This window comes from Microbacterium sp. 77mftsu3.1, assembly GCF_900100525.1.
Taxonomy (GTDB): domain Bacteria; phylum Actinomycetota; class Actinomycetes; order Actinomycetales; family Microbacteriaceae; genus Microbacterium; species Microbacterium aquilitoris.
Map to the genome: position 1 here is coordinate 1 of NZ_FNCR01000006.1, position 25,505 is coordinate 25,505.

Genomic DNA, 25,505 nt, shown 5'->3' on the forward strand with positions numbered 1-25,505 from the left:
ACCTCCCACCGAGACAGTGTCGTTGGGCGGCTCCGCGCGGCGGTCGAAGCACTCATCGGTTGAAGCCACCATGAGCGCGACGCAATCGACACCGATCGCTCACAAAGAGGCGTACGAGCTGTGGTCTCGCCTGGAGGCTGAGTTTGAGCGTTATCACAGCGCGATCGGTTACATCCCGATCGACCAGACCCGTATTCAGGACGATCTGCGCCGCTACCTCTGCCTACGCTGTGCGGGGTTCCTCGAGCGGCTGGTGCATGAGTGTGTCCTTCGGTATCTGGAAGAAAAGTCATCCGGCCCAGCGCTTGAGTTCGCGAAGTCCTTCTACCGGACAACCCCGAACCTGAACGCAGAGTCGTTCGCGAAGCTCATGGCTCGTTTCGGAGACGATCACGCGGCTCGGTTTGGAGTCTTCCTGACCGTCACGCTGCGCGACAGCCTCAATGACCTATCTGCGATCCGAAATCCTATTGCACACGGTGATACTGCTGGCGGGCAGAAGCTTGATCCCGAACGTTATCGCCGACTCTGCAAGGCGGTTTACGAGTGGTTGGTGGGGGATTTCTTGAAGCCGGTGGGCGTCTCGGTAGTCAGCTAGTGACAAAGGACGGCCTATCTTGCTCCGACGGTGTTGGAGTCGACCCGACGACGCCGGGCCGCAGTCGGAACATGGCAGCTATTCGGCGCGCGGACACGAAACCCGAGATCCCACTGCGTTCTGCGCTCCACGCTCGTGGGGTCCGGTTCCGGAAAGACCTCTGCCTCGACCTTGAAGGGGCGCGCGTTCGACCGGACATTGTGTTAACTGCCAAACGGCTAGCCGTCTTCGTCGCCGGGTGCTTCTGGCACTCCTGCGCCGAGCACGGGTCGCGGCCGACGAAGAACGCAGATTACTGGCTGCCCAAGCTTGCGCGCACCGTCGAGCGCGATGCAGCGGCCACGGCCGCGCTGGTCACCGCTGGGTGGATAGTGGTGCGCGTTTGGGAACACGTCCCCCTAGGCCGTGGTGATCAAGTGCTTCCGCCACTGGCTGGGTGAGTCTTGAACGGTGACGCGGCAGGAAATCTCTGATGAGGTGTGGTCGGTTATAGGAGCGTTGATGCCGACGGTGACCGGGCGGTCGCGGCCGTGGACAGATCATCGACTCGCTGTCGAAAGGATGGCGTGGAAGTACCGCACCGGGGTGCCGTGGCGGGACGTGCCGGAGCGGTTCGGGAAGTGGAACTCGATCTACAAGCGGTTCAATCGGTGGGCCGAGGACGGCACCTGGGAGAAGCTGCTTGCCGAGGTGCAGAAGCAGGCCGACGCTGCGGGGAAGATCGACTGGGTTGTCTCCATCGGCTCGACCATCGCGCGCGTGCATCAGCACGGTGCGACCCTGAAGCGGGACACAGGGGGCCTTGCCGAATCACAAGAATCCGTGGCTCGAGCCGCCTGATCACGGCATCGGCCGCTCCCGTGGCGGGCTGACGACCAAGCTGCATCTGGTCTGCGACGGCCGCGGTAGACCTCTGGGGATGATGGTCACCGGCGGGAATGTCAACGACACGACGATGACGACCGCTGTGCTCGAGGACATCGGCGTGCCCCGCGCCGGGAAGGGCAGACCCCGCACCCGTCCCGACCGGGTGCTCGCCGACAAGGGATACCCGTCGAAGGCGAACTGCGCATGGCTCCAGGACCGCGGGATCGCCGCGACGATTCCTGAGCGGCACGATCAGATCGCGCACCGTCGCAAGAAGCAGGGCCGGCCGATCGACTTCGGCGACCAGCAAAAGACCCGCTAACGCGGCCGGAACGTCGTCGAGCGCTGCTTCAACCGGCTCAAGCAATGGCGCGGCATCGCGCCGCGCTCAGACAAGACCGCTCGCAACTACCCGGCCGCGATCAGCCTCGCTTCCACGCTGATCTGGATCAAGACTGACTTGATCGGTACGGCCTAAGGGCTGAGCGCTCCACCCATTCCGGCATCGCCATCAGTTCCCGGATGTCGTCGACGAGCCGCGCCGTATGGAACCCGTCGGCCGAGGCGTGGTGCGCCTGGACGGCCAGCGGCATGAACGTGCGCCCGCCGCGTTCGAGGTGCCGGCCGATCGTAAAGATGGGCAGCAGATGCCGGGGGCCACCGTCGATCTGAAGCGAGAACCCGGTGAAGTGCGTCCACGGCACGCTCGAGACGTCGAATACGTCGGGCGGTAGCTCGCCCTGCGGGAACATTGTGGTCGCGGATGCCGCATCCGCGACCACCTCGGCAGTGCGCTCGTGGAAAGCGACGAAGTCCCCGTCGTACTGCGACCAGACCACGGCGAACGTTTCGCGTTCCGCGTTGAACACGGTGAACGCTGGATGCAATACGGGCCACGTCGCGGGCGCGCCATCCTCGGTGAGCGCCATCCGGAACTCACGGCGACGATTCACAGCGTTCGCTATCGCCCAGACCTGCGCGAGGTAGGTCTTGCGCCCTGTGCGTCGCAGCGCAGCGAGGAGCTGGGTCACGTCGATCTCGACGGTGATGGCGTAGGTGCAGGGCACCTTCTCGCGGTAGTACTCGAACGTCTCGCGGCGCGTCCACGTTTCGAGGTCAATCGGTTCGGGCAGGACCATTCGCCCATACTCGCAGCACCTAGCGACGCGTCACCGTTCAACATCCGCCGAGAAGTCCCCGAACCCCTTGATCAACACGGCCTAGGGCTGGCAACTGAAGCCGTCCTTTCCGTAGCCGAACGTCGGCCTCGCGGAGGCTCGCCGGGGCAGCTCGTCCAGGTCAACTAACGCGGAAGGTACAGTGTCAGACGCCCCTGGCATTGTGGTGGCAGTACGGCAACCGAAAGGACCTCAATATGGCCTCCTCTGACCTCAGCGTCCTCGAGATCTGCGCGGGGGCCGGCGGGCAGTCGTATGGCCTGGAGCAGGCAGGGTTCGGGCACGAGCTGGCGGTGGAGATCGACCGCGATGCCGCAGCAACATTGCGGCTGAATCGGCCTGAGTGGCGCGTACACGAGGGGGACGTACGCGAGGTCAACGGGCGCGACTACCGCGGTGTGGATCTACTTGCGGGAGGCGTGCCGTGCCCCCCGTTCAGCGTCGCGGGTAAGCAGCTTGGTGCCGAGGACGAACGTGATCTATTCCCCGAGGCGATCAGGCTCGTCCGTGAGGCGAAACCTGCTGCGGTCATGCTTGAGAACGTGAAGGGACTGGCGTCCGCTCGATTCCAGACTTACCGTGACTCGATCCGGGGCGAGCTGGAAAAGCTCGGCTATCAGACGGACTGGCAACTTCTCTTGAGTTCGGAGTTTGGTGTCCCGCAGCTACGTCCGCGTTTCATCCTCGTGGCCATCAAAGGAGCGAAGTTCAAGCAGTTCGAGTGGCCCGGGGCCGTCGGTACACCGCGAGTGGTCGGCGAAACTCTACTGCCACTCATGAGTGTCAACGGCTGGGCGGGGGCGACTGCGTGGGCCAAGCGCGCGAACGCGATCGCTCCGACGATCGTCGGCGGTTCGAAGAAGCACGGTGGCGCTGATCTCGGGCCTACTCGTGCGAAGGCTGCGTGGCTCGCGCTTGGCGTCGATGGCAAGGGCGTCGCCGATGAGGCGCCATCCGCGGATCACCCAATCCGTCATATTCCCCGATTGACGAACGAGATGGTCGCTCGTGTTCAGGGCTTCGATGAGTCGTGGAAGTTCTCCGGGCGGAAGACCGCCGTCTACCGGCAGATCGGCAATGCGTTCCCGCCGCCCGTGGCGCAAGGTGTTGGCAGCGCGATCAAGCGCGCGATCGGTGCAGAAGCAACGAAGCGGCGTGCACTTTCCGTCGTCGCGTAGTCACTCGTCTCGAGAACCGACCTTCGGAAGTCTCGGAGCGGGTACTGTCGACGCCTCCCCAGGTTGTGCTCTGCGCCAACGGCCGGCGCCGATTGGCACGCCGTCGCCGTTCTCGGTTGGGACAATTCGAACCGAAACGTACTCGTCGCGCTGAGGAATGGGAACGCCGAGCCATTCCGCCAGATGCGGGTAGAAGGCGCCGCTCAGAATGATGATTCCCTCGCCCTTCAACGCTGAACGGGCACCTCCGTTGTAGCGCACGCGCTTCTGGTGGTCGAGCTGACGGCTGACTGTGGCGACGGCGTTACGGTGCACAATCATCCCCTCTGCGGCCCGGAAAAGTCGGTTGGTGCGTTGAGTTCCGGCGCGGTGGCCAAAGATGTGGTCGATGGTCGGGCGTGGCAGCTGCAAGAGTACGTTCGGGCGCAGTGGCGCCTCGCGCCACAACCAGCGGACGGCGCTCCTGCCGGCGGCATTGAGCTGACTTTTCTTGTCGCGATTTCCCCCCTCGCGCCGATACTCCTGTCGCACTCTGACGAGCCCAAGCGACCATCGCGACTCTGCGTCGTCACCTGTCGCGACGAGAGCAAGCTCGCCAAATACTTCGGGCGGTAACATCCACCCGCCCATCGATTGACTCCACTTGGCATCAACTTGGTGCCCCGCGATTCGGAAGTCGGTGGCATCGCCGCCATCGAACTCGAACTCGCGCTGCGCGTTTATTTCGAAGAGCGTGCCGAAGTGGGTCTTCTCAGTCTTCATGAGCTGATCCCACCGGAATCGGCCCGTCTCCTGACCGTTGTAGATCATGTCGTATGTGTGTCGCACGATAGCTGCCCATCGAGCACCCGTTGGGTCGAGCTCGAGAAGCGCGTCCGCTACTTCCTGGAGCGCGGGGTCTGGGAACGGCTCGAATTCCGCGAGCACATCATCTGCCATGCTGGCGAGCTTATCCACGCTGAGCTTTCAGCACTTGCCGAGGAACGGATCGCGCGGCCGCTTTCGACGCGGCTGCGGCGCTTCTGCGTGGATTAGTAGGTTGCTCGAGTACTTGTTCGGGCTCAGCAGGCCTAGCAGAGCACTTTCGATCAGCCACTCGGCTTAAAGAACAAATGTGTGAAACTCGGAGCTATGGCGTCGTGGCACCCCCTACTCGCTACATGGGAGGATCGCCCGGGTTGGTGGGAGCTTGGGACGCCTGACGGTGAACCTTATGGGCATGTGGAGATCCGGCTGTCAGGCAGCGCCGTTTTCTATCGCTGCTGGTTCGGGGAGATCGAGCTCACACCCGCCACCTCGCTACGCGCCGCGACGATGCGAGTTCATCGCGCCTACATCTCGACGCTCTCACCCGATCCTGCCGCCGGGAGGGGTGTATCCCGACCTGACCGGGATCCTCAACCCTTTTCGGCAGCATGATGACTAATGGGTGCGATCACCAGGATGTCGGATGAGTCGCAGTACGAAGAACGACGAGGCCGCACCCCAAGCACTCGTAGCCGCCAGCCGCATCTCGCATCAGCGTGCCGCAGTGAGAACATCGGGGTTGCTGCCCGTCATCGAATCCGTCGTCCGCCATCATTCCTGGCGACGCTAGCGCGGTGAACCACGAGATGCTGCGTCTCTCCACAGGCTCTCGAGTCGGGGGCGCGGCGCTCCTCCGGTGACCCACGATCGATCGTTCTGGTCGTACGGCATCGATTGGGCAGGTCGCCGTCCCGGGGACGGGACTCGGTGATCTATAGATCGAGCCGGACATCGAAGTAGATGAGGCGGAGCAACGGCACCCGTTTCAGGGCCCGCTCGATGAAAGTGAACCGTCTGTGTGGTCTTGTGGCACGAAGCCCAGATGTCCGAACGAATCGCCAAAGCGCTGAGCCAACGAACCTCACAGCGTCTGGCGCGTAGCGGATCATTGCAGTCGACAATCAGATAACCGTCCTTCATGCTGAGGAGGCCACAGCCGCGCGGACGAAGTGGTCGGTCGGCGACAACTTCTCATGTGAGCTCCACCTCGTCGATGCAGACTGTAACCGCGTCATTCATCAGCCGCTTCATGAAGGGCGGCTGATCACCCACGGGCGGTCAATTCGGACTGCCCTGCTTCACCGCGCTCTAGACCTTCTATACCTCCGACTGCGGGATCCCGTTCGAATACTTGGTCCCAGCCAACGACAAACCAGGACGCGGTCGACTGTTCCTGGTCTTCGCCGCCGCACGCGGCGATCCAGTCGCCGTCACACTCTCGGATGACGAGGAGTATTGGGCGGGTGCGATCGAGAACGTGCGGGCAGACGTAAGAGGCCGAGTCAGTCGGCCGCGCCGGGAGCTTTGGCACTCACGCCCCACATACTCCTCCGGGTTCGCGTCCGGTGTCACCGCCGACACAGTCGCTTGCCCCTGCCGAAAACCATCGGATTTGGGATGCAGAATCCACCTAGGAGCCCGCCGCCACGGAGAACTGGGGGTGCCTGATAGTTTCTCGCTATGGACGCACAGGGCACCGAGTTCGATTTCTGGGCGGCGGCCTACCCGTGGATTCAGGGCCTCGTGTTCTTCGCGCTGGGCATCGTGGCGACAATCATGGTGGAACGTCGCAGGGGCGCCCGCGGCGACTTCGAGTTGTGGGTTTGGGCGACGAGCGAAAGCTTGACCAAGCCTGAAATAGGGCGCGGCGGCGACCATTTGCAGTACGTCATCAACGGAACCGTCGTAAAGGACCCGTACGAGGTGACGGTGGACGTCTGGGCGAACGGCAGACGGGATATCCCTACGAACGTATTCAACGGCCGGGACGCTCGGGTCGAGCTGAACGTACCGATCGTAAGCCAGTTGGAACATCGGGTCGCGAGCGCCGACGAGACGCTTCTAGAGGTGAGCTACACAAACGGAACCGTTCTGATACATCCATCGGTTGTGCGGCGCGGCATGGCCGCCAGATGGACATTCCTGACTGACGGCAAGCCTTCCCTGCGCTTGAAAGACGCACCTATGGATACCGATTTCGTTTCTTGGCGGGACACCTACGTGGGCCCGCGTCGGTCTAAAACGGCAGCGAAGATCATCGGATTCTCGATGGTGGGGTTGGGAATCCTCTTGTTCGTTCTGTCACTGGTGTTCCGTGATTCTTCTGCGGAGCTCTCCACGGCGGAGCTCGAATCCGCCGCGATGCTAGTGGGCGTCTCGACAAGCTTCCTTATCGTGGGAGGTGGTGCAACCGTGATGTTCGGAACCTCTGCTCTCGGCAGCCGGCTCCGCACAGCGAGGAAGTCGCTCTCGAGTCGAACGCTTCACCCCATGCCCGGCTCCGAGTGAAGTCAGCGGGCGTCAGCCCCAGAGCATGCGCGGTGTGTCAGCCTCGCCTTAAGCGCCGTGGAGGAGTTGACGAGACGCTCACGCGCTTCGTTGGCTTTGACGGCGACCAATTCCCCGGAACAAGTTGCGCGCCGTAGTCGAAGACAGACCCACTGGTGGAGCCCACCACTCACTCTCGGGGCCGCGCCGGAATTGATCGATTTCGGCAGCCGTGATACCTGACGGAGGGGAGTTCCAAACGACAGCGCCGATCTTTTCATCCACCTGGAGGATTTAATCCTTGATAGCGGGATCAACTCCCGCTAGCTTGAGCAACGGCGAGCATGGGGCGCGCTCAAAGCCGATTCGAAGACCTCAAAAAACTGACGACAAGGGTGCCGTTGATGCGACGAAGTGACGTTCGGGGAAGTAGTAATCACATCGCAGGCGGGTCACGACGCCGCCTCCTCACGACCATCGCGGCCTTCCTCGGCTTGATCGCCGCCCTCGTCGTTGGGCCGCCAGCGAACGCCGAGGTCGCAACTAGTAAGTGCTCCGCTTACGCGGTCTTGATCACAGCCCGAGGAGTTGATGCGTCGAAAGGCAGCAATCTTCGCGACGGCAGAGTCTGGCTCAGCGGGGGTCACGGAGATCAGCTCGTACCGCTGGTCACCAAGATGCGGTCGGACTTCGGCGCGGGTTTCCCGGTTTGGACGGAGAGCCTGGCATGGACTGCGTCGTCAGGGTCGGACAACTTTTACGAAGCGCAGGTCAATGAGGGCGTGCGGCTTCTGTCGGATGAGATCAAGTCGATCATCGCCTGCCCGAGGGTGCCGAAGATTCTTCTGGCTGGCCACTCAGGCGGCGCCGATGTTGTCACTAGAACTCTTTGGAATCTCGCAGGGACTAGCACGGCGGCCTTCATCGACGCAGCAGCTGTCTACGGCGATCCCTCAACGAATCAGAACCAAAAGTGGAACGCGAAAGGCGTATCGGCATCGAATGGCTTCCTTAAGCGGACCGATGCCAGGACGACCGCAATCAACAACGGTTACCGGTTCTACGGCTGGAACTACGACAACCTGTCGAGCACGACGTCGGGGTACTTTCCTCGTGTCCGCGCCTATTGCAACGTTGGCGACTGGGCATGTCGCAGCCCGTACACGGGGGCGTGGAGTGACACGGCTCACAACTCGTACACCGGCAAGACCCAGGACGTCTTCAACTGGTACATGTACGTAACCGACAACTTCAACTGACCATGACGCGGAATACTGTCCGTGTGGCGAAATCAGGGCGAACAGCTGGAGGGGCAGTCGCTGCCGTCGCAGTGCTGCAGGTCGTAACAGCCGTCGTCACAACGGGGATCTGGGTGTGGCACACCATCTTCGCCGGTAACGCTTGTTCGCCCGACTGTGATTGGGCAGGGGCTGACCGAGCCGGCATGCTGTTCTTCGCCTTCACGGTCGGCAGTTTCGTCGTTACGGCCGTCGGCGTCGTGGTGGCTTGGCGCAAACAGATCGATCTCGCCTGGCTGCCTCTTTTGAGCAGTGCCATGATTGTCGCCGGCCTGTTTCTAGCACTGTTCTTATTCGATCAGGCGATGACCTGAGGCAGATTCGCGCGGCTCGGTCGGCTTCGGGCCGTCGACTCCAGATGCGCCGCGAGGATGGTGAGGAGCTTCCCGGGTTCGTCGTGGAGATCCCCGGTGACCGCGTGTCAACGGCGCCGACCTGGATGAGTTTCTCGAGAGCGAGATAACCGGTTCGCGACGGGACACCTGCCTCGTCCGCGAGCTCCCCGACACTTGCCCACCGGCACCGGCACCGGCACCGGCCACCGAGTGCCGCGTCCGCGAGGGTTCTTCAGACCAGCTCATTCCCCTTCACGGCAGGGATATCCAATGCATGCTTCTCTGCAAGGCGGCTTGCAGGTATTGCTGCGATTCGTGACGCGGGTTCGGGTTCGATCCTGGAGTGGGGGCATTCACTGCCAGCTTGATGTGCGTCGTCGTGGTGGCTCGACGCGATCACCCCGAAATACCGATGTGCGCCTCGAGGAGGTGGCTGATCACAACCGTCGAGCCACCCACTGCTCGCACGCGTCCGCATCGGCGGAGGTGAACCCTCTCTCGCGGTCGGTGACGCGGTGATAGCGGGTGGCGTCGCTTCCACCCTTTCGTCGGGCGAAGTGGAACGCGCCTGCCCAGGTGGGTTGGATCTCGTCGTCGATCCAGAGCAGCGGGTGGCCTGGTCGGTACTCGGCCAGCTGCCTCGCCTTCCAGATGATCGCGTCCTCGTCGTGGATGCCGTCGTTGACAACAGCGACGGGCAGGGATGGAAGACCGAGAGGGCGGCTGAAGTGCTGGTTGACGTACTGGACCCAGGTGGTCGCCCAGACGACTTCGACGTCGCGCGCCAGGAGGCTGCGGATCCAGTCGACGGCGGCGCCTGAGAAGGAATGCCTTTCGCGCCAGAGGCCGTGCTCGTCCCAGAGGGGTGGCATGTGGTGCTCGGTCGGGAACGCGTCTTCACTGATCGCGATCTCGGCGGTGAGGATGTTGTCGCGGTACTCCATGCCGGGTCTCGCGTTTGGGATGCGGATCACGCCGTCGAAGTCGAAGGCGATGATGGGGCGGTTCGATTCGTTCATGCGTCTGTCTTCCTGTTCGGGTCAGTCTTGCGGGCACTATCGGCTTGCTTGATCACGGCCTCGATCAGTCCCACGATCTCCTTGACGGAGCCGAGGTCAGCCAGGTCGTAGCCTCGCTCCTGGAGTACACCTCGGATCCCGCCGATGAGTTGCGTGACCCACGCGTCCACAATCGGGAACCGTTCGTTTAGTAAGTCGACCTCAGCCCTCGGGGGAAGCCGTCCTCCGATCGGCACGGTCCGTGGCGCGTCGCGGGGAGGCCGCGCGCGCATCCTCCGCCGGTGACGTCGCAGAGCCTCCTGGCCCGGGGCAGTGCGTGCGAGCGCGAGCCACCCATCCATCTCCGCCATCGTGGTGAGGGCGTGTCCGTCGGACCGTGTGATCGTCCTCAGCGCAGTGATCGCCCGGTCTGCGGGACGGCGCGAGCGGATGTAGTCCTCCTCGACCTTCTGTAGCCGGAGGTTGGTGACGATCAGCAACGGGCGTCCCTTGGCCCGCATATGGAGCGGTGACTCCACGAACTCGCTAGGCGACGGGTCGCCGGACTTGTCGGGATGTCGCGCGGAAGGCATCCGCGGCAGGCCCGGGGCGTGACCGAAGTACTCGTACCCAGAGTCGTGCCACCGTGACCACCAGACAACCTCGATACCGCGAGCGAGAAGGCTGAGCACCCACGATCGGCCGTCATGGGACAGCCACCCCCACCGGTCCCCCCGACCGGGCTCATCACCCTCACTGCACTCCGTCTCCCCGGCGGCGTCATCGGGCGTCTCGGCCTCGCGGGGATACTTCATCGCCGCGAAGCGCGGTGGGGGGTCCTTGTCGACGGCGAGCAGACCTTCCAGCTCGATTGCGACGACGGGTCGGTGCCGGTCATCGACTGGTTCGCTCTCCGTGCCCGCACCCACCGCTACTTCTCCGTCTCTGCCTCGTGAGCGCGGAGCTCACGCAGCGACGGCACCTCGGTGGACAGATCACGCAAGTCCACGATCGCGACATTGCCTTCCTGCCCGTTGCAGCCCAGGCTGATCAGCCGACGGCCATCCGGGGTGGTGCCCCCACCGGTGGCGTGCATATGCCCGTGGAACGCGAGCTTCGGGTTGACGGCATCCCACACCTGACGGACACGCACGCGCGACGCGGCCGACTCGACGATTGACTCGCGGGGGAAACCGAGAGGGTTCGTGCGGAGGATGTGACGGACTGCGCGGACCGGGGTGTCGGACGGGGATTCGTGGGTGACCATGATGTCCGCAGGCCCCCCGCTGATAGCCGCGGCCACATCCTCATCCCTGATGGTCTCGTCCGACGACCACTCATTCGGGAGCCGCCAGTACCGGTCGACCGAGGTGGCACCAGAGAGGGCGAGCACGGTCCGACCGCCCACGCTCATCCTGAAGGGCCTGGGCAATAGCCAGGAGCTTCGACTCACACGAACGGCCACACCGGGGTGCGTATTCAGCACATTCGATAGGGCGGGATAGTCGTGGTTGCCCGGAACCACCAGAACACGCTCGATCCCGAACGCGGCGCAGATCTCGTCACTCTTGCTGAGGTTCATCGACCAGTCGCCGACATGGATCACGGTGGACACGTCCGGCGCGATCCGCGAGAGGCCCCTGAGTACCAGCCGGGCCCAGCCACATTGACCGTGCCAGTCTCCGCACACCGCAACGCGGCGATCAGGGAGGTCGATCGCGGCCGCGGTACCCTGCACCTTCATGAGGGGTCGCCTCCGCGCAGCCCGCTCGATTGTTTCTTGGCACGGTCCCGACGATCAGCCTGGCGCTGACGTGACTGCTGGCGGAACGCGCGCCCGACTCGCAAGCTTCGGGACACGTTGGTGTCGAAGTTGATCCACCCTCGACGCTTCCACTCGATCGCGACATGAAGTCGGAAGAGCCGCATCGTCTGAGCTCGAGCGGACCGGGTGACGCCACTGGGCCACCTCGGGTGGATGTAACTGGTCTCGGGCAGTAGGGCTTCGAAGAGCTCGGCGAAGGTGGGTCCCTGACCGGTCTTGCGGCGCACACGTGCGATGAGAACTGCGGCGGCAAGACCCCACTCGTCCGCCAGCTCGTCGCCGGTCAGGCCTTCGAAGGCGAGGTCCCATTCAGTGGGCGGGTTTCCCTCGATAGCTCGCCACCATATTGGTCGCGTGTCGACGGTCACAACATCTCAACAATCAGGGCCGACTCTGACACGGAGCCGCTCGACGACTCGACCCGACTGTCGTCTACGGCATCACACGTGCAGTTCGAGGGCGCACCGGCGCCGCAGCGAGGACAGATTGTTTCGTATGGCTTGACGATTATGCCACACCAGTTAGGCCACACAAGTTAGGCATGTGAGGAGCCTTGAAGTGTGCAGCAGGGTGGATCAGAGGCGTCGGAGCAGTGGGCCGCGTATGGCCGCCAACTCGGGCTGAATCTGCACGCAGCCCGGATCGCGCGCGGGCTGAGCCAGGAGGACGTAGCTTACGGGGCTGGGCTGTCCCGCTGGACGTACCAAAAGTATGAGCGAGGCCTCTCCAAGCCTGGCGAGCCGATGAACCCCCGCCTCCGTGCTCTTCTTGCACTCGCTCAAGTTCTACAGGCAGAACTGGCAGATCTGCTCCCGGCCGATCCGCCAGACCTACGCTCTCGTTGATGTCGAGGCTGTCGCGCGCACGACCTCTTCAAGACTCGTCAGCGCCATCCCCGGGGTGCATTCCGTGCACGTAGCGCCGATAGCGCAGCCCGCCATACTCTTCGTGTTTGCTCAGCGCACCGTAGCTATAGCCAAGCGCGTCCGCGACGACCGGAGCCGGCATCGCAGCAACCAGTTCGTCGAGCGAGGTGTTCTTCGCAGCCAGTACATCCACCCCCGCCATGTTGAGTTCTGCTTTGAGTTGCTCACGGGAGATATGGCTGCTGGCACGTAAGCCCGGGAACAGGAAGGGGTTGGCGCTCACAGACACTGTGCGTGTGCGCGCCCGCGACACGATGTGTCGACGCAGAACGTCGTCGAACGGAGGCGGCACAGGGACGGGATCGTCACTGAACGTGATCGACATGCCCTCCTCAGGACTGTCACGAATCGCATCCAACCTCATGGCCGCGACACGGCTGAGCGGCTGCCCGTACAGCAGCAGAAGGAGTGCGACAGACCGGGCCGACAAGGTGAGCGACTCGTCGGTGAGGTAATACCGAATCCGAGCGAGTCTCTCTTCACTTGTGATCCGCCTCGTCCGTGCGCGTGCATGTCGTGTTGGTACAAAAAGCGGAGGGGCTATCCGCGCCTCTCTCGTGAACTCCAGAAAGCCGCGAACGGTATATCGACTCGTATTTCCCTCAGTGAGCCAAGTGTCGACATCCGTCTGCTCGCAGTGCGCCAGCGGCACGTGCCTTTCCTGGAGCCATACGAGAAAGTTGACTGCAGCTGTGACTTGTTGCTTCGCGTTGTGCACCGCCGGATGCGTGTCCTGACCGAGGCTACTCAGTTGCCTGACTCGGCGCAGGTGGTACCAGATGGCATACCGTTCGATGGCCCGTCGATGTTCGCCGGCGAACAGCGCAACTTTCGCCCGAACCCAGACTTCGAAACGGGTCAGCGACTCATCTCGGTGTCCCAGTACGCCTGTCCCGGTGAGGAGCGACCGCAAGTGCCGCACAGCGGGAGACTGGGGGAGTGCATCGAGTGCCGCGTGTGTCACTGGCTCGGGGTTTTCGGCGAGCCAACGGAGAAGAGCTTTGACCTTTGCTGAGCGGAGCCAGGTGAGCGTGCTGGCGGGGCGCTCCACCCGAAGAAGATAGTCTCTGAGGTGAGCTAGATCAGTGCGGCTGCTGTGTGACGGGTGCCCGAGGAGGGCATTGAGGTCGTCGCTTAGAGCGCATCTCTCGCAAAGACCCTTGCGGAAGATTGCACCTTCGGTCGCGCACCGGGTGCAACGGAAGTCGCGATCTAGTCCCGCGCATGTCACGCAAATCGGCTCACGATACTCATTCAGGCCGGGGAGTAGACGGTCTGAACCACAGGTGGCGCACGGCCCATGGGTGTGAACGGCCTTCTCGTAGCAGCGTCCACAAATGATCCCTTCAGGGAACGAATATTTGGTTGTTGAGTCAGAGCCACGTTCCCCGCATCGGGCGCACACGGCATCGCCGGACGCTCGCGGCCGACCTTTTGGCCGACGAGATTCGCTACTCAACATCATCCCGAAGTACTCGCGCTCGTCGAGGACGAGCCTTCCCGGGGGTCGAGCGCAGGTTCGCTACCTCGTTCACTGCCTTCCTAATGGTGGACGCGTCCTCAGAGTGCACGGATATGAGCTCGGCTGGACTGCAGTTGAAGATGTCGCAGAGCGCCGCCAGAAGCGGAAGGGAGAGACGTTCTGGCCGCTGAGTGACAAGCCGCCATATCTGCGCGGGGGAGAGGTCGATGCCTCGGTTGACCAGGTGTGGGGCCAGGTCGGTTGAGTTGTGCATGGAGTTCCGAGCCATGAGCTCTGCCAAATTCCAGGTGTAATCAGCTTTCCGGCGCATTTCAGTTCTCCACTCCGAGCTTGAGAGCTTGGCCGATCGTGCCGTCAAGAGCATCCCGAAGCGTCTTGATCCTGTAGTTGCTCGATACCCCGGTGTACAGAGCGGTGGTGGAAGCGTACTCATGACCGACCTGTTGTTGCACGAAGAGGGGATCAAATCCCGCCTCAATGAGGTGCGTGATATATGAATGACGGAACGAGTGGAACTTGAGTTCGGTGCCCAGACCCAGGTCGTCGCGGTATGTCCGGAATCGATCATTCAGGGCGGACTCTGAGACGAGAGTGTTTCGCTCTGTAGGAAAGAGGGCGGTCTGCGGACCGAACAGGGGTAGTCCGCGTTCGATCCACTCGGCGAGGATGTCTGATCCCCATGGAAAGACGGCCAACACATTTCGTTGTTTGTAGTCCGAACCTCTCATAGCTTTTCCGAATCGAACATTGAGGTGACCGTACTTTCCGAACTCCGGAGCATGCGGATTGCGACTGAAGTCGAATGTTTCCAGATGACGAATCTCGTTCCTTCGTAGCCCAAAACAGTACGCAAGCTTGAATAGGGTGCTGTCCCTGAACGCGGCCGCCCAGCCCTTTCTGCCGCGCCGGGCGATGATGTCCGCCTCATCGTCCGCGCGGTCGAAGAACAGTTGCAGCTCCGCATGCCGAAACGGTCGGCGCCGCCCTCCGTGCTCTGCCTCCTGGATGTGCCTCGCCATATTCCATTGATGAATAACCCGAACAGGATGGGTTCCGAACAAATCGGTACAGCGCTCCGCCCAGGCGTACGCGGGGGAGCAGATGTAGTCCGTAAAAAGCTTCAGCGCATCCTGGTAACTCCGTACCGTCGTGCGCTGATTTCCGTGGATTTCCCGGCGGTCGCCAAAGAACTCGTCAACCTGTTCAAGAGTCCACAACCAGGGATAGGTGTTCGTCGATTTCATGAATCGCCGCACAGCCTTCTCCCGCCCGTCGATCGTGTTGATCGACAGATTCCGCGCGAGTTGCTGCCGTCGCCAGCCGAGCAGCATCTCGTCGAACATCTGCTCCTCAGGGTGGAGGAGCGTGATCCCCGGCGTCCTCCTCGCGTACTCCATGATGTCGATTGGCACGGCGACCCCTTTCGTCAGATGACGGTATCTTGCATCAGATGAAACATCCGCGCAACCATCCTCGTTGAAAGCGGGTAAAGGCCAGGTCGCACCTCCGCCGGGAGTGCGTGTGTGGCACGAGCGATCTGGGGAGCGCCCCAATCAGCGCGGAATCATGCCGCTCAATCTGGGGAGTGCTGTACCGTTGCGCCTACTGAGTGATGGGGAACAGGGTTTCATCCGATGCAATAATGGATGGTCGAGTTGACATAAGATTCATTATCGGCGAACGTTCGAGAGGGGGTTGAGCGCGATCGCCCGGCACGCCGAACCTCGATCTGGGCTTTCTGCAGCGGTGTCACCACTCGCGAGGGCATTCCGCAGTGCAATCACCGCTGAGCCCCGGGTAATAGGCACCGTAGTCGCCGGTGTTCCGCTGGTGGGCCATGTCGCGCAGCTGCGGGCTTCAGTCCGCGCTGAGCAGGCTCCGGATGAGGGCGACGGTCTCGTCCTTCTTCGTCGGGTCGCTGGCGGCGGCGATGAGCGTCAGTGCGGTCAGCATGTTCCCTGGGATCGCCTTCTCGACCTCGATGCCGTTCCGGTCGAGGAAGTAGGCGAACAGGGCGGCACCGGTGCGCTTGTTGCCGTCGCCGAAGGGGTGGTCCTTGACGACCATGTAAAGCAGGTTGGCGGCCTTCTCCTGCGCGGTCGGGTACAGGGCTTCGCCGGCGAACGTCTGGTCGATCTGGCCGAGGACACCGTGAATCGAGTCGTCCTTCGCGATGCCGAGACGCTCATCTCCGGGGTACCGGTCGCGGAGCTCGGCGACGATGCGCTCGACGTCGTCGATGGCGATCCGAGTGCTCGCCGGTGCCTCCGTGGGCGTTTCGAGCTCGCCACGGTCGTAGTCGGCCAGGCGGTCCAGGTCCCCGTTGTAGCGCTGCATGATGCGCCCGATGCTGGCGAGTTGCTCGTCGCTCGAGGTGGCGAGGAGCTCGGTGACCTGGTCCATGTGGCGGAGGCGGGCGGCGTTCTCGTCGAGGATCCGCTGGCGAAGGACACCGGTGGCCCAACGTCGGAAGCGCACGCCCTCAGGTGAGTGGACCCGATAGCCGACGGAGATGATGGCGTCGAGGTCGTAGTGCGCGACGGCACGCTTCACCTCGCGCGCCCCCTCCTGCCGAACCTGGAAGAAATCCTTCCTAGTTGACTCGTCGAGCTCCTGTTCCCGGTAGGCGTTGTCCAGGTGGAGCCCCACGTTGCGTCGCGACGTGCCGAACAGTTCCGCCATCTGTGCCTGGGTCGCCCACACGGTGTCGTCCTCGACGCGCATCGGCAACGAGACACTGCCGTCGGAAGACTCGTAGAGCTCGACCGTGGCCGACGCGCCGGTCGGCTCGAGGCCGACCTCAGGCGCTGAGTTCACCTTGGGCGCGAAGGACTTCGTGTTCGACTTCGAGGTGGTCTTGCCTCGGTCGGGAAGGTTGCTCATGCGTGTCTACTGTCTCTCGGGCGTTCAGCTGGGCCGCTCGACGATCTCCACATCGACGTTCATGTACGTGACCTGTTGCTCGGGCGCGTCGGTGAAGCACAGGGCGACCTCGCGGCGGTTGCGTTCCATGTTGATGTACTCGCCGGCGGTGTGCACCTGCCGGTAGCTGGGCCCGTCATCGGCGATGGTGACGATGATGTCGCCGGGGCGCAGGTCCATCGCCTTGACGTCCACGATCGTCACCGGCTGGCCGGGCTGCGGGAGCGGCGGGAGGTCGCGCTCGATGCTCTTCTCGTCGACGTACTGGGTCGTGCCGTCGGCGTAGGCGACTGTCCGGCGTCCGTCGAGCGGGCCCATCATGCCGATGGACAGTGGCGAGGCACCGACGACGTCCTTGCCGTTCACGCGGGTGGGGACGGTGACAGGCTCACCCTCGATGCTGAACAGCAGGTCCGCGTACGGGCCGTCGCCGGCGCGCTCGCGAAGGCGCTCTTCCTTCCGGATCCGCGCTGCCGACTTCGGCCGCTCGGCGGGCGCGAGGGCGACCTCGGGCTCGGTGTTGGAGCCAGCGCCGAACTGGCCGTTCTGGCGTCGGTTGCGGTCACGTTCCGCATCGGTCGTCACACTCATATCCTCGATGTACGCGGCGCCGGGTGGTGCACCACTCCCCCGCCGCTCAGTCCTAGAACATCGCCAGTCTCCAGGTTGACGTGGTTGACATCAGCTCCCCACCGCGCGAGAATGGTTGACGCGGTTGACTTGGGAGTGAACATGGCACACGCAGTGAAAGAGCCCGAACGTGGCCGCCGCCGTGGGGCGCCAGCGGACGTGTCCGCCCGCCGCCACAAGGTCGCGGACGAGGTCGCAGACCGGCTCAGGGAGATCCTTCTGGGATACCCCGGACTCGAAGACAGCAACGCGGACGACATCACGAGGGTGCTCACCTCTCGGCTGCCGGAGCGGAACCCATGGCCTGATGTCATCGGCCCCTGCTACACCAGCGGCAGTCTGCAGCGCGAGCTCGGCATCAGCCGGCAGGCGCTCTGGAAGGCAGTTGCCGCGCACCGCGTCTTGCGCCTGACGACGGCGGACAACCTGAGTGTCTACCCGGCTTTCCAGGTCCAGAATGGTCACCTCGTCCCGGGTCTGGACCGCGTGCTCGCCGAACTCGCCAAAGGCCCCGACGCTCCGCTGATGTGGGCGCAGTGGCTGAACAAGCCGCGCAAGCGCCCGGATGGGGAGATCCGGCGTCGCATCGACGAGCTCGCCGACACCCGCGCTCTGAGCGTTACCGACGAGCGCCCCAGCGGACGTATCGAAGATCTCGTGCTCGAAGCGCGCAACACGGCGGCGGCCTGGGCTGCATGACGACGGCAGTTCAGGCCCCACCGAAGGCCGGTGCGGTCACCGCACGCTTCCCCCCATCCACCCTCCCCGCCGGCGAAGCCGTCTACCGCGCCCACGGCGCGTCGTACGGGGCGTGGTACTTCTCCTCGAGCCTGACTGGCCGGTTCGACCTCCCCTCCCCCGACGGCACCTGCTACGTGGCCGAGGGCGAAGACACCGCGGTCCGGGAGAAGGTGCGGGAGGAGGCGGGCTCGATCGTGGAGCCCGTGATCGCGGACGGTTTCGTCGTGTCGAAGCTCACGGCGCCGCGGAGTTATCGGTGCGCAGACACGGGAGATGATGCGGCGGCCCAGTTCGGCGTCGTGCGGGCGCTCACGACGATGGACGACTACACCGTCCCCCAGGCCTGGGCGGCCGCTTTCTTCGCGGCGATGTTCGAGGGGGTCCGCTACGGCTCCGCGTTCACCACCGGGGCCAGGAACTCCTGGGCGCTCTTCGGTCCCCCAGGTCCGGTGCCCGACCCCGCGTACACAGAGGTGAAGGTCAAGGACGGGCGGCAGGCGTGTCTGGACGCCGGGTTCCGAGTTGCCGGCATGCCGACCTCGAGGAGCCTGACGCTCATCTGACCGGCACACCGCGCATGAAGAGGCCATGACGAACACCTCGAACGCGCACACCGACCGCATCCGCACAACCGCCACGCTCAGCCGCGGTGAGTTCGGCCCCTATTCAGTGTCGAACATCAAGAAGATGAACGGCAGAGAGGGCGAGGCGTACAGCGCCACCATCAAACGCGGACGCACAGCCATCGCCGACATCCACCAGGACGGCAACGGAGGTGAGACCTTCGTCTCCCCCGCCAGCCGCGAGGCTCGCGAAGAGCTCGAGGCGTACGTCGCCGAACACTGGGACTTCGACCTCACCTATGGCGGCAACTACCCGTCATCGACACCGCACGATGTCGCATCGTTCGCGGACGCCCTGTTCAGCGAGTTCGACCTCCGCCGCACCCTGGCTCGAGCCGTCAAGGCCGGGACGCTCATCCTCCTCGCGGACGCCGACCTCGCCGCAGTCGAAGAGGACGACCAGGTGCTCCAGTACACGAAGGTCACCCGCGCGCTCGACGACGCCGCAAAGGTCTACGCGCAGTTCCTGAAGCAGGGTGCCGTCAACGAGCGGACTCTCTACTGGACCGGCACCGAGTGGGCAGAGCTGTCGAAGGCCTGACCAGCCACTCCCCTACTCCCCCGCCTTACCCTGCAAGGTGTCGAGGAACCGCGCGAACGCCGCGTCGGCGTCCGCCTTCTCGAGGTACTCCCCCAGTCTCACTCGGTGAAGGGGCATCCCGTCAACCTTCAGCTCAACGGTGAGGACGATGCCCTTCTCGCCCCCGTGGGTGAGGGCTTGTACGCTGACGAGGTGGTCAGCGTTGATCCACATGGTCGGGTTGCCGTCGGCGTCCGGGATGGGCAGCAGGCGCATGGCGCAACCCTACTGGTGGGGTAATCGTCGGAGCGACGAACGTTTTGGGTTCCTGAATGCCAGACACGCCGAACGGGTTTCCGCGACAGAAACGAAAAACCCTCCATGCTTGTGCCCATGGGCAGGCCATCAAAGGGTGAACGCGACGCAATCATCGCGAAGCCGTACCTACCGTTGGGTGAAGTCCTCCGGCGCAATGCGCAGATGCTGGACATGACGCCCGGCGAGTACATGGTCGCTCTGGCGGCCCACGCACTGGGCATGCCGGACCAGGCTCCCAAGCCCGGCCGCTCCACGGAAGCGCTCGAAGCTCTCGAGCTCATCGGCGAAAGCCCGCTGCTTCCGTCCACTGTCGTGCCCATCGGCTCGGCGCCGAGCAGCCTCTCGAACTCGAAGGAGCTCAGCGACCAGCAGATAGCGAGCTGAATGAGTAAGGGCCCCGTCCTAAGACGGGGCCCCACATCAGATTTGAGTCGGACCTAGTCGCCAAACCCCGGTCCGTACTACCACCCGTTCACCAGATTGGGAGGTGTCTTCATCATAGCCGAAGACACGCGCGAGAGAAGTGTTCTCTCGCGCAACGCGAGCGTGTCGTCGTCCGAATCCCGGACCACGCCCTCGCAAGAGACCCTCAACGCCCGGCGTGCGTGGCTAAGCCCCGCCGGCGTGATCTCGACGCAGACCTGCGACTCCCCCACTGCCCGTGCGCTCACGCACACCTCGAACTCGACCGTCGCGCTCTGCGGCCGTCGCACGCCCGTCATGGACGGAGGCCGCGGCATGTCGCCGTAAACGAGAGCGGGCCCCTGCACTTTGGCGAGTGCGGGGCCCGTAGAGCTCATTGCTCGACCCGTCCGAAGAGTTTGGCGACACGGCGGTCAGGTCGAGAGAAACAGCAGTCGAACGTCCCGGTTGGCGCCGGGGCCTTCATACGCACCTCGAGGGGAGGTGGATGAGTCATGTCTACACGCATGCACTCCAGCTTGGAAGAAACGACACGCCGGACGTCTGGCGTGTCGCCCTACACACGCGATGAAGCGTGGGCGATCGCGCGCAGCCTCTCGCCCAGGGACACCATCCGTGTCGCCGCTCGCGCTGCATCGGGCGAGGTCTTGAACGACTACCACCGCCTCGTGCCGCTCGACGGGCCCGCACCCTCCACCACGTGGGCGATGCTCCTGGCCGGCGATGACCAGCTCTTCCGCTACCTCTGCTTCGACTTCGACACCTCCCAGGGCAACGCCGCCCGGGACGCACTGCGGATGGCGTACTGGCTCGACGAGCTGAACATCCCGCACCTGACATGCATCTCCGGCCCCAGCGGCGGCCGCCACGTCTGGGTGCGCCTGTCCGCCCCCGCCGACGCCGCCGCCGTGCGGGACCTCGCAGACTACGCCCACAGCATCCTCCCCACCCTCGACACGAAGCCCCTCCAGAACGCCGCAGCCGGATGCGTTCGCCCGCCCTACGCGCCCCACCGCGAGAGCGGCTTCTCAGACCCCCAGGGGGACCTCGGGCTCATCAGCTCGCACGAGGCCCCCGCAGACACCGTCAAGCAGCTCACGGCCCTCCTCATCGACCTCGGGGCGGAGCTACCCGCTACCGAGACGGAGCTCCCCAAGGGCGCCATCACCGACGCCGCCGGCAATCCGAAGATCATGGGCGTGAAGCGCCGCCTCAGCATGGCGATGGAGGACACTCTGCGCGGCCCCGCGGGGCCAGACGCCTCCCACACCCTCTCCCGCGTCCTCATCGCCGCCGCCAACGCCCGCTGGTCGTACGACGACATCGTCGAGGCTGTCGCCACCGGCGCCGCGGGCCTCGAGCACGCACGCACCCGACGCGTCGGCGACAAGCGCGTGAAGCGCACACCGGCATCCACCGCCAAGGTCCTGCGCAACATCTGGAACTACGCCGTCCGGTTCGTCGCTACCCACCCCCTGAACGCGACTGGGGATGACCCCGAGTACCGGGAGCGAATCGCAGACGTCACGACCGTCGTCCAGCAGGCCCTGGCCGCCGCGGATGCCGTCCCAGGGCTCTGGGCTGCCCGCAACCCGCGCGTCGGCGGTACCCGCAGCCAGCGGGCAGTCCTGGATGCCCTCTGCCTCTACATGCTGCAGAGCTCGCGCCACATCGTCGAAGCCGACGTTCGCCGCCTGTCCGCCGACACCGGCTACGGACGCACCACCGTCAGCGACGCCCTGCGCGCCCTCTGCGGCACCTGGATCACCCGGGTAGCCGAGGCCGAAGGTGTGCACGCCGCCCGTTACGCACTCGCCGAACGATTTTCCCCAGGGGAAGAAGGCACAAGCCGGACACAAGCGCGTATGCGCGCCGAACACAAGCCCACCCTCCCCCTCCAGCAGAACCTCATCCACGAAATCGGAACCCGACTGGAACTTCTGAGACACGACGTCTTCACCGCCCCACACTCCCTCGGGCGCACCAGCGGTCTGATCTTCCAGCACCTACCCGAAGACGGAACGCTGAGCACGGCCGAGCTGATGAAGGAAACCGGGATCGACGCAGACCTCTTGCGACGCAGGCTCCGCCGACTCCATGCATCTGGCCTCATCGAACGGATCCGAGGCGGCTGGCGTCGCTACTCCCCCGGCACAAGGGATCTCATCGCGAAACGACTAGGCGTCGACGGCTACCTCGAGGAGCGTCGCAAGCGCTACGAACTCGAGCGCGCTGTGTGGGCGTGGTGGCAGGCCGAGGTCGTCTGGATGGAGCGACGCTTCAAGAAGCGCAAGGGCGCGAAGGCCATCTTCGTCGGAAACGACCGTCCAGACTTCGTTGCATATCCACGAGGCCCCAGCAAACGTGGCGACCACCGTCGAGCTCGAGAGCTCGTTCTCGACGGGATCCTCGACCGGGAGCTCGTCCTCGCTGCATGACCGCAGGGTACTGGCCGAGGTAGCGCGGGTAACTCGACGGCAACGTCCAGTGAGGCGTCATGCTCCGGGATGCCGACAGGCTGCCCGGAGCCACCTCTCCCCCGCTGTCGAGACGTGTCACAGCGCACCGATATGCTGGCGAAACGGTGCTCACGGGGGGAACCGTACCAAGGGGGAAGCATGGTTGGCCGCTATTCAGAGGAGCGAGGTGACTGGGTTACGACGGGGTCGAACGATCGCCGTGCGTGGCCGCTCGTCATCACCACACTCATGTTGCTGGGATCTTTCGTCCCGGGCCTGGGTTTGGCGAACTTCTTCCTCGCCGTGCCGATGGGCATTGTCCTCATCACGATCTGGCTGAGCTCGCACGGTTCAACTGGGAAGAGGTGGCGCGACGGTGTCAGCTGGCTGTTCCTCATCGCATCGTGCCTCATCCCGATCTGGGTGAGCATAAACACGCTCCTGAACGGCTATTGAGACGATGTCGATGCACAGGGACAGTCACAACCTCGCCATGGAAGCCCGGCAACGGCGAAGTGACGCTGAGTTCAAGAGCCTCTTCGTCGGCAGGGACGGTAGCCCGCGGTGGTGGGTACTGCTCTACGCCGTCGTCGTCGACCTCGTGGCGCTCGCCCCGTTCATCAACCTCGGCGCCGGCTTCTTCTGGCTCTTCGGTTGGGTTCCGGCGATCCTCGCCCTGCGCTACAGCGTCCGCGGGAAAGCCCGCGGCTGGGTGACCATCGGCCTGTTCGCCGTCTTCCCCGTGCTGTTCATCGCGGGGTGGGCCATGCTCGTCGACACGCTCAGGTGACGACTACTTTGTAACTTGCAACTTTGTAAGTAGTAAGTTGCGCAGCTACTTAGCCCGGCAGGCCCAGCGATCTGCGCAGTTCTTCTTCCGTTGCTCCGTGAAGCTCGTCCATTCGACTGATCAGCAGGTCGAAGGCGACACGGGCCAGGGTGTTCTCGGTGATGCGCACTCCCCCGGTCCCTTTCGCCTTGTTGAGGCGGCGAGAGTTCACGATGAGCTCTTCGTACTGGTCAGCCCGGAGCCGGACGATCTTCCGCTCGAAGGTCAGATACAGCGGCACGTCGTCTGTGTTCACGGCCTCTTCGCGTTTTGCGGCCGCGCGCTGCGGTGTCACCGCCTTCTTAGCCCCACTCCCCCGCTTCGGCTTCTCCGCCGGCTTCTTCGACGCCTGCCCCTCGCGGGCCGGCATCGGGGTCACCGTGCCCAGGGCAATCTCTGCGACCTCAGAAGCCTTTGGTGCTGTGTCCGGGGTGTTGATGTTCCCCAGGAGCGATTCGATGTCAGCGCGGGCCATCATGCCCCCTTCGCGGCCTGCTCAAGCGAGACTTGGCGCGGCTTGAAGCTTCCGCCGCGTGCGGTCTCTCCGTTGAGGATGGAACGGAGCTCGTTGGCGACCATCATGTAGTCGAAGATGGCGTTCGCGTTCTGTCGAGTGTCGGGGTACTGCGTCACGACTCGCCCGTCGATGGGTGCGTCGGTGTGGGCGGCGTACAGGCGGATGCTGTCCTGGAAGCGGGCGAGCTTGAGGCCGGTGTCCACGACGACCTGCCAGTCCTCGAGCTGACCAGCTCGGCGGCGGTCGATCTTGCTGAGGAGCACTCGGTACTCGATGCCCATGGGCTCGATGTAGCGCTCGTAGGTGCGCTTGAGCGCCTTCGTCACCAGAGGCTCAGGGTTCAGCGGCAGCACAGCGAAGTCGGTCACCTCGAGGACAGCCTTGAGGATGGACTCCGTCTCGAGGTTGCCGGGGGTGTCCACGAACACGTAGTCGTACTCGTCGCCGAGTTCTTTGAGCCGGCTGAGACTCTGAGGGTTGATGTTCGGGGCGAAGTCGAATGGCAGCCTCTCCCCCGCCGTCTCGGCCCACTCGGTTGCGGACTGCTGCGGGTCGACGTCGACCATCAGCACGCGAGCATGCTTGGCCATGACAGCAGCGAGGTTCATGGTGGTCGTGGTCTTACCCACGCCGCCCTTCTGGTTGACGATCGCCACGATGTGCATGAGTGCATCCAATCCCTTGTGCAGCTCCCCCACCGGGAACTACAACGGCGTGTCTCGACTTACAACCTTGACAGTTTGAACCTTGTAACTGTCAACGTCCACAGTTCCAAGGTTGCCAGTTGGTACTTACTTAGTTGCAACGTTATCAGTTCCAACCTTGACAGTGACAACGTTGCAAGTTTTGAACTGTCAAAGTACGAACTAACAACCTTGCAAGTTTGCAACTGAGCAAGTGACAAGGTTGACAGTTCCAACCTTGTCACTGCCAACGTTGTAAGTTGCAACCTACTAAGTCACAACTTACAAAGTTACAACCTACCAAGTCGCAATGGCTGCCGTAGGTGGGCGGCGCTGGTGGCAAGCTATGGGAGCTGTCGGACGCGCAGCGGGGGCATCAGCGAACGAACGAAGCCAGAGTGGCCTGGGGGAGGATGTAGGGGCCGCGCCGCCGCCTGGCGCCCGCCTAGGCGCTCGGGCCAGTGGACGCGCAGGAGTCGTACGAGGGGATCCGGAGCAGACGGATGGTGACGACGGCGGTCGCAGCAAGAGGGCCGATGGCGGCGATGCTCACCGCGATCGCGGCGATGTCGAACGCTGCGGGATCAACGAACGCGAAGATCCCGGCCATGAACAGCGCGAGTGCGCTCAGCACCGTTGCGGTCGATACTCGCGGGAGGGCGGGGTCGTCGGCGTAGGTTCGGAGGTCAGCGTGGTGGGCGACTGAAACCGCCGCGACGGCTAAAGCGCCGAGGGCGGTGGCGATGACGGCGAACATGAAGCCTCCGATGGTCGGGGGAGTGGGGCAATACCTCCATGCGCCACATCGAGCTGGTGATGCATCGAAATGGCAGAAATCACACAGGCGGAGTGAAACTGCC

The 25,505-nt window shown here is 63.8% G+C and carries 31 protein-coding genes and 1 pseudogene; 16 read left to right on the top strand and 16 right to left on the bottom strand.

Annotated features, from left to right (window positions below; genetic code table 11):
• From BLR68_RS14700 to BLR68_RS14710, 3 genes and pseudogenes are all read left to right on the top strand, one after another.
• The coding region (locus tag BLR68_RS14700) for a hypothetical protein (RefSeq protein WP_218123338.1) at positions 1 to 598 on the top strand (598 nt) is incomplete at its 5' end.
• Entirely contained in the window at positions 598 to 1,038 is a 441-nt protein-coding gene (locus tag BLR68_RS14705) for a very short patch repair endonuclease (RefSeq protein WP_256335275.1), read from the top strand. The genes BLR68_RS14700 and BLR68_RS14705, both read left to right, overlap by 1 nt.
• A gap of 10 nt (positions 1,039 to 1,048) precedes the next feature.
• A pseudogene (locus BLR68_RS14710) lies at positions 1,049 to 1,943 on the top strand (IS5 family transposase).
• Here BLR68_RS14710 and BLR68_RS14715 read toward each other — a convergent pair.
• Positions 1,915 to 2,604, bottom strand: coding sequence for a CatA-like O-acetyltransferase (locus tag BLR68_RS14715; protein WP_018186382.1), 690 nt, complete (start codon positions 2,602 to 2,604; stop codon positions 1,915 to 1,917). The pseudogene BLR68_RS14710 and the gene BLR68_RS14715 overlap by 29 nt on opposite strands.
• 236 nt (positions 2,605 to 2,840) lie before the next feature.
• On the opposite strand from BLR68_RS14715, the gene BLR68_RS14720 reads away from it, so the two are divergent.
• A complete protein-coding gene (locus BLR68_RS14720; protein ID WP_018186383.1) occupies positions 2,841 to 3,821 on the top strand; it encodes a DNA cytosine methyltransferase in 981 nt (326 codons plus the stop codon).
• Here BLR68_RS14720 and BLR68_RS14725 read toward each other — a convergent pair whose 3' ends face one another.
• Positions 3,822 to 4,760 carry a NaeI family type II restriction endonuclease gene (locus tag BLR68_RS14725; RefSeq protein WP_051082774.1) on the bottom strand — a complete coding sequence of 313 codons (939 nt, stop codon included), beginning with the start codon at positions 4,758 to 4,760 and terminating at the stop codon, positions 3,822 to 3,824.
• 1,548 nt (positions 4,761 to 6,308) lie between these two features.
• Between BLR68_RS14725 and BLR68_RS14730 the strand changes: the two genes are divergently transcribed.
• From BLR68_RS14730 to BLR68_RS14740, 3 genes are all read left to right on the top strand, one after another.
• The gene (locus BLR68_RS14730; RefSeq protein WP_018186385.1) at positions 6,309 to 7,136 is read left to right on the top strand and encodes a ubiquitin family protein; all 828 of its coding nucleotides are present in this window, start codon (positions 6,309 to 6,311) and stop codon (positions 7,134 to 7,136) included.
• Positions 7,137 to 7,459: 323 nt separating this feature from the next.
• Positions 7,460 to 8,374, top strand: coding sequence for a cutinase family protein (locus BLR68_RS14735; RefSeq protein ID WP_081626435.1), 915 nt, complete (start codon positions 7,460 to 7,462; stop codon positions 8,372 to 8,374).
• Between the two features lie 113 nt (positions 8,375 to 8,487).
• A complete protein-coding gene (locus BLR68_RS14740; protein ID WP_256335276.1) occupies positions 8,488 to 8,727 on the top strand; it encodes a hypothetical protein in 240 nt (79 codons plus the stop codon).
• Between the two features lie 458 nt (positions 8,728 to 9,185).
• On the opposite strand, the gene BLR68_RS14745 is transcribed toward BLR68_RS14740, so the two are convergent.
• Positions 9,186 to 9,767 (bottom strand): HAD domain-containing protein, encoded by a 582-nt coding sequence (locus BLR68_RS14745; protein ID WP_018186387.1) that lies wholly within the window; start codon positions 9,765 to 9,767, stop codon positions 9,186 to 9,188.
• The gene (locus tag BLR68_RS17740) at positions 9,764 to 10,246 is read right to left on the bottom strand and encodes a hypothetical protein (protein WP_143015709.1); all 483 of its coding nucleotides are present in this window, start codon (positions 10,244 to 10,246) and stop codon (positions 9,764 to 9,766) included. The genes BLR68_RS14745 and BLR68_RS17740 overlap by 4 nt, the downstream gene beginning before the upstream one ends.
• 207 nt (positions 10,247 to 10,453) lie before the next feature.
• On the opposite strand from BLR68_RS17740, the gene BLR68_RS17745 reads away from it, so the two are divergent.
• Positions 10,454 to 10,702 (top strand): hypothetical protein, encoded by a 249-nt coding sequence (locus BLR68_RS17745; protein ID WP_026302823.1) that lies wholly within the window; start codon positions 10,454 to 10,456, stop codon positions 10,700 to 10,702.
• Here the strand turns inward: BLR68_RS17745 and BLR68_RS14755 are convergent.
• Together BLR68_RS14755 and BLR68_RS14760 are read right to left on the bottom strand one after the other, a co-directional pair.
• Positions 10,678 to 11,490: a metallophosphoesterase family protein gene (locus tag BLR68_RS14755; RefSeq protein ID WP_018186389.1), complete on the bottom strand. Its 813-nt coding sequence runs from the start codon at positions 11,488 to 11,490 to the stop codon at positions 10,678 to 10,680. The genes BLR68_RS17745 and BLR68_RS14755 overlap by 25 nt on opposite strands.
• Complete coding sequence (locus BLR68_RS14760) at positions 11,487 to 11,939, bottom strand: hypothetical protein (RefSeq protein ID WP_018186390.1); 453 nt, start codon at positions 11,937 to 11,939, stop codon at positions 11,487 to 11,489. Before BLR68_RS14760 ends, BLR68_RS14755 begins: the two co-directional genes overlap by 4 nt.
• A 192-nt stretch (positions 11,940 to 12,131) precedes the next feature.
• Between BLR68_RS14760 and BLR68_RS14765 the strand changes: the two genes are divergently transcribed.
• Positions 12,132 to 12,416, top strand: a complete 285-nt coding sequence (locus tag BLR68_RS14765) for a helix-turn-helix transcriptional regulator (protein ID WP_081626436.1) — start codon at positions 12,132 to 12,134, stop codon at positions 12,414 to 12,416.
• Between the two features lie 28 nt (positions 12,417 to 12,444).
• Here the strand turns inward: BLR68_RS14765 and BLR68_RS17750 are convergent, their stop codons facing one another.
• From BLR68_RS17750 to BLR68_RS14795, 5 genes are all read right to left on the bottom strand, one after another.
• Positions 12,445 to 13,548 (bottom strand): recombinase XerD, encoded by a 1,104-nt coding sequence (locus tag BLR68_RS17750; RefSeq protein ID WP_143015710.1) that lies wholly within the window; start codon positions 13,546 to 13,548, stop codon positions 12,445 to 12,447.
• Positions 13,549 to 13,948: 400 nt separating this feature from the next.
• Positions 13,949 to 14,344: a helix-turn-helix domain-containing protein gene (locus BLR68_RS14780; RefSeq protein WP_371129968.1), complete on the bottom strand. Its 396-nt coding sequence runs from the start codon at positions 14,342 to 14,344 to the stop codon at positions 13,949 to 13,951.
• A complete protein-coding gene (locus BLR68_RS14785; protein ID WP_018186393.1) occupies positions 14,292 to 15,392 on the bottom strand; it encodes a tyrosine-type recombinase/integrase in 1,101 nt (366 codons plus the stop codon). Before BLR68_RS14785 ends, BLR68_RS14780 begins: the two co-directional genes overlap by 53 nt.
• Positions 15,393 to 15,837: 445 nt before the next feature.
• Positions 15,838 to 16,863 (bottom strand): virulence RhuM family protein/type II toxin-antitoxin system death-on-curing family toxin, encoded by a 1,026-nt coding sequence (gene rhuM / locus BLR68_RS14790; protein ID WP_018185831.1) that lies wholly within the window; start codon positions 16,861 to 16,863, stop codon positions 15,838 to 15,840.
• Positions 16,864 to 16,887: 24 nt separating this feature from the next.
• On the bottom strand, positions 16,888 to 17,487 hold the full coding sequence (locus tag BLR68_RS14795) for a hypothetical protein (protein WP_018185832.1): 600 nt from the start codon (positions 17,485 to 17,487) through the stop codon (positions 16,888 to 16,890).
• 147 nt (positions 17,488 to 17,634) lie between these two features.
• On the opposite strand from BLR68_RS14795, the gene BLR68_RS14800 reads away from it, so the two are divergent.
• From BLR68_RS14800 to BLR68_RS14810, 3 genes are read left to right on the top strand one after another with little or no spacing between them, the layout of a single operon-like run.
• Positions 17,635 to 18,231: a hypothetical protein gene (locus tag BLR68_RS14800; protein ID WP_143015779.1), complete on the top strand. Its 597-nt coding sequence runs from the start codon at positions 17,635 to 17,637 to the stop codon at positions 18,229 to 18,231.
• The gene (locus tag BLR68_RS14805) at positions 18,228 to 18,836 is read left to right on the top strand and encodes an RES domain-containing protein (protein WP_018185834.1); all 609 of its coding nucleotides are present in this window, start codon (positions 18,228 to 18,230) and stop codon (positions 18,834 to 18,836) included. Before BLR68_RS14800 ends, BLR68_RS14805 begins: the two co-directional genes overlap by 4 nt.
• Positions 18,837 to 18,861: 25 nt before the next feature.
• Positions 18,862 to 19,437, top strand: coding sequence for a hypothetical protein (locus tag BLR68_RS14810; protein WP_018185835.1), 576 nt, complete (start codon positions 18,862 to 18,864; stop codon positions 19,435 to 19,437).
• A gap of 12 nt (positions 19,438 to 19,449) precedes the next feature.
• On the opposite strand, the gene BLR68_RS14815 is transcribed toward BLR68_RS14810, so the two are convergent.
• On the bottom strand, positions 19,450 to 19,692 hold the full coding sequence (locus BLR68_RS14815) for a hypothetical protein (RefSeq protein ID WP_018185836.1): 243 nt from the start codon (positions 19,690 to 19,692) through the stop codon (positions 19,450 to 19,452).
• A gap of 204 nt (positions 19,693 to 19,896) precedes the next feature.
• Here BLR68_RS14815 and BLR68_RS14820 point away from each other — a divergent pair, with 204 nt between their 5' ends.
• From BLR68_RS14820 to BLR68_RS14840, 4 genes are all read left to right on the top strand, one after another.
• Positions 19,897 to 20,118, top strand: a complete 222-nt coding sequence (locus BLR68_RS14820; RefSeq protein WP_143015780.1) for a hypothetical protein — start codon at positions 19,897 to 19,899, stop codon at positions 20,116 to 20,118.
• Positions 20,119 to 20,705: 587 nt separating this feature from the next.
• Positions 20,706 to 22,595 (top strand): winged helix-turn-helix transcriptional regulator, encoded by a 1,890-nt coding sequence (locus tag BLR68_RS14830; RefSeq protein ID WP_018185839.1) that lies wholly within the window; start codon positions 20,706 to 20,708, stop codon positions 22,593 to 22,595.
• Positions 22,596 to 22,775: 180 nt separating this feature from the next.
• On the top strand, positions 22,776 to 23,072 hold the full coding sequence (locus BLR68_RS14835) for a hypothetical protein (RefSeq protein ID WP_143015781.1): 297 nt from the start codon (positions 22,776 to 22,778) through the stop codon (positions 23,070 to 23,072).
• Between the two features lie 10 nt (positions 23,073 to 23,082).
• Positions 23,083 to 23,406, top strand: coding sequence for a hypothetical protein (locus BLR68_RS14840; protein WP_143015782.1), 324 nt, complete (start codon positions 23,083 to 23,085; stop codon positions 23,404 to 23,406).
• A 49-nt stretch (positions 23,407 to 23,455) separates the two neighbouring features.
• Here the strand turns inward: BLR68_RS14840 and BLR68_RS14845 are convergent, their stop codons facing one another.
• The 4 genes from BLR68_RS14845 to BLR68_RS14855 all read right to left on the bottom strand — a co-directional run bounded on the left by BLR68_RS14845 (position 23,456) and on the right by BLR68_RS14855 (position 25,402).
• Positions 23,456 to 23,920: a hypothetical protein gene (locus BLR68_RS14845; protein WP_018185842.1), complete on the bottom strand. Its 465-nt coding sequence runs from the start codon at positions 23,918 to 23,920 to the stop codon at positions 23,456 to 23,458.
• Positions 23,920 to 24,627 (bottom strand): ParA family protein, encoded by a 708-nt coding sequence (locus BLR68_RS14850; RefSeq protein ID WP_018185843.1) that lies wholly within the window; start codon positions 24,625 to 24,627, stop codon positions 23,920 to 23,922. Before BLR68_RS14850 ends, BLR68_RS14845 begins: the two co-directional genes overlap by 1 nt.
• 259 nt (positions 24,628 to 24,886) lie before the next feature.
• Positions 24,887 to 24,988 carry a pentapeptide repeat-containing protein gene (locus tag BLR68_RS18295; RefSeq protein ID WP_143015783.1) on the bottom strand — a complete coding sequence of 34 codons (102 nt, stop codon included), beginning with the start codon at positions 24,986 to 24,988 and terminating at the stop codon, positions 24,887 to 24,889.
• Between the two features lie 102 nt (positions 24,989 to 25,090).
• Entirely contained in the window at positions 25,091 to 25,402 is a 312-nt protein-coding gene (locus BLR68_RS14855) for a hypothetical protein (protein WP_018185844.1), read from the bottom strand.
• Between the last annotated feature and the right edge of the window lie 103 nt (positions 25,403 to 25,505).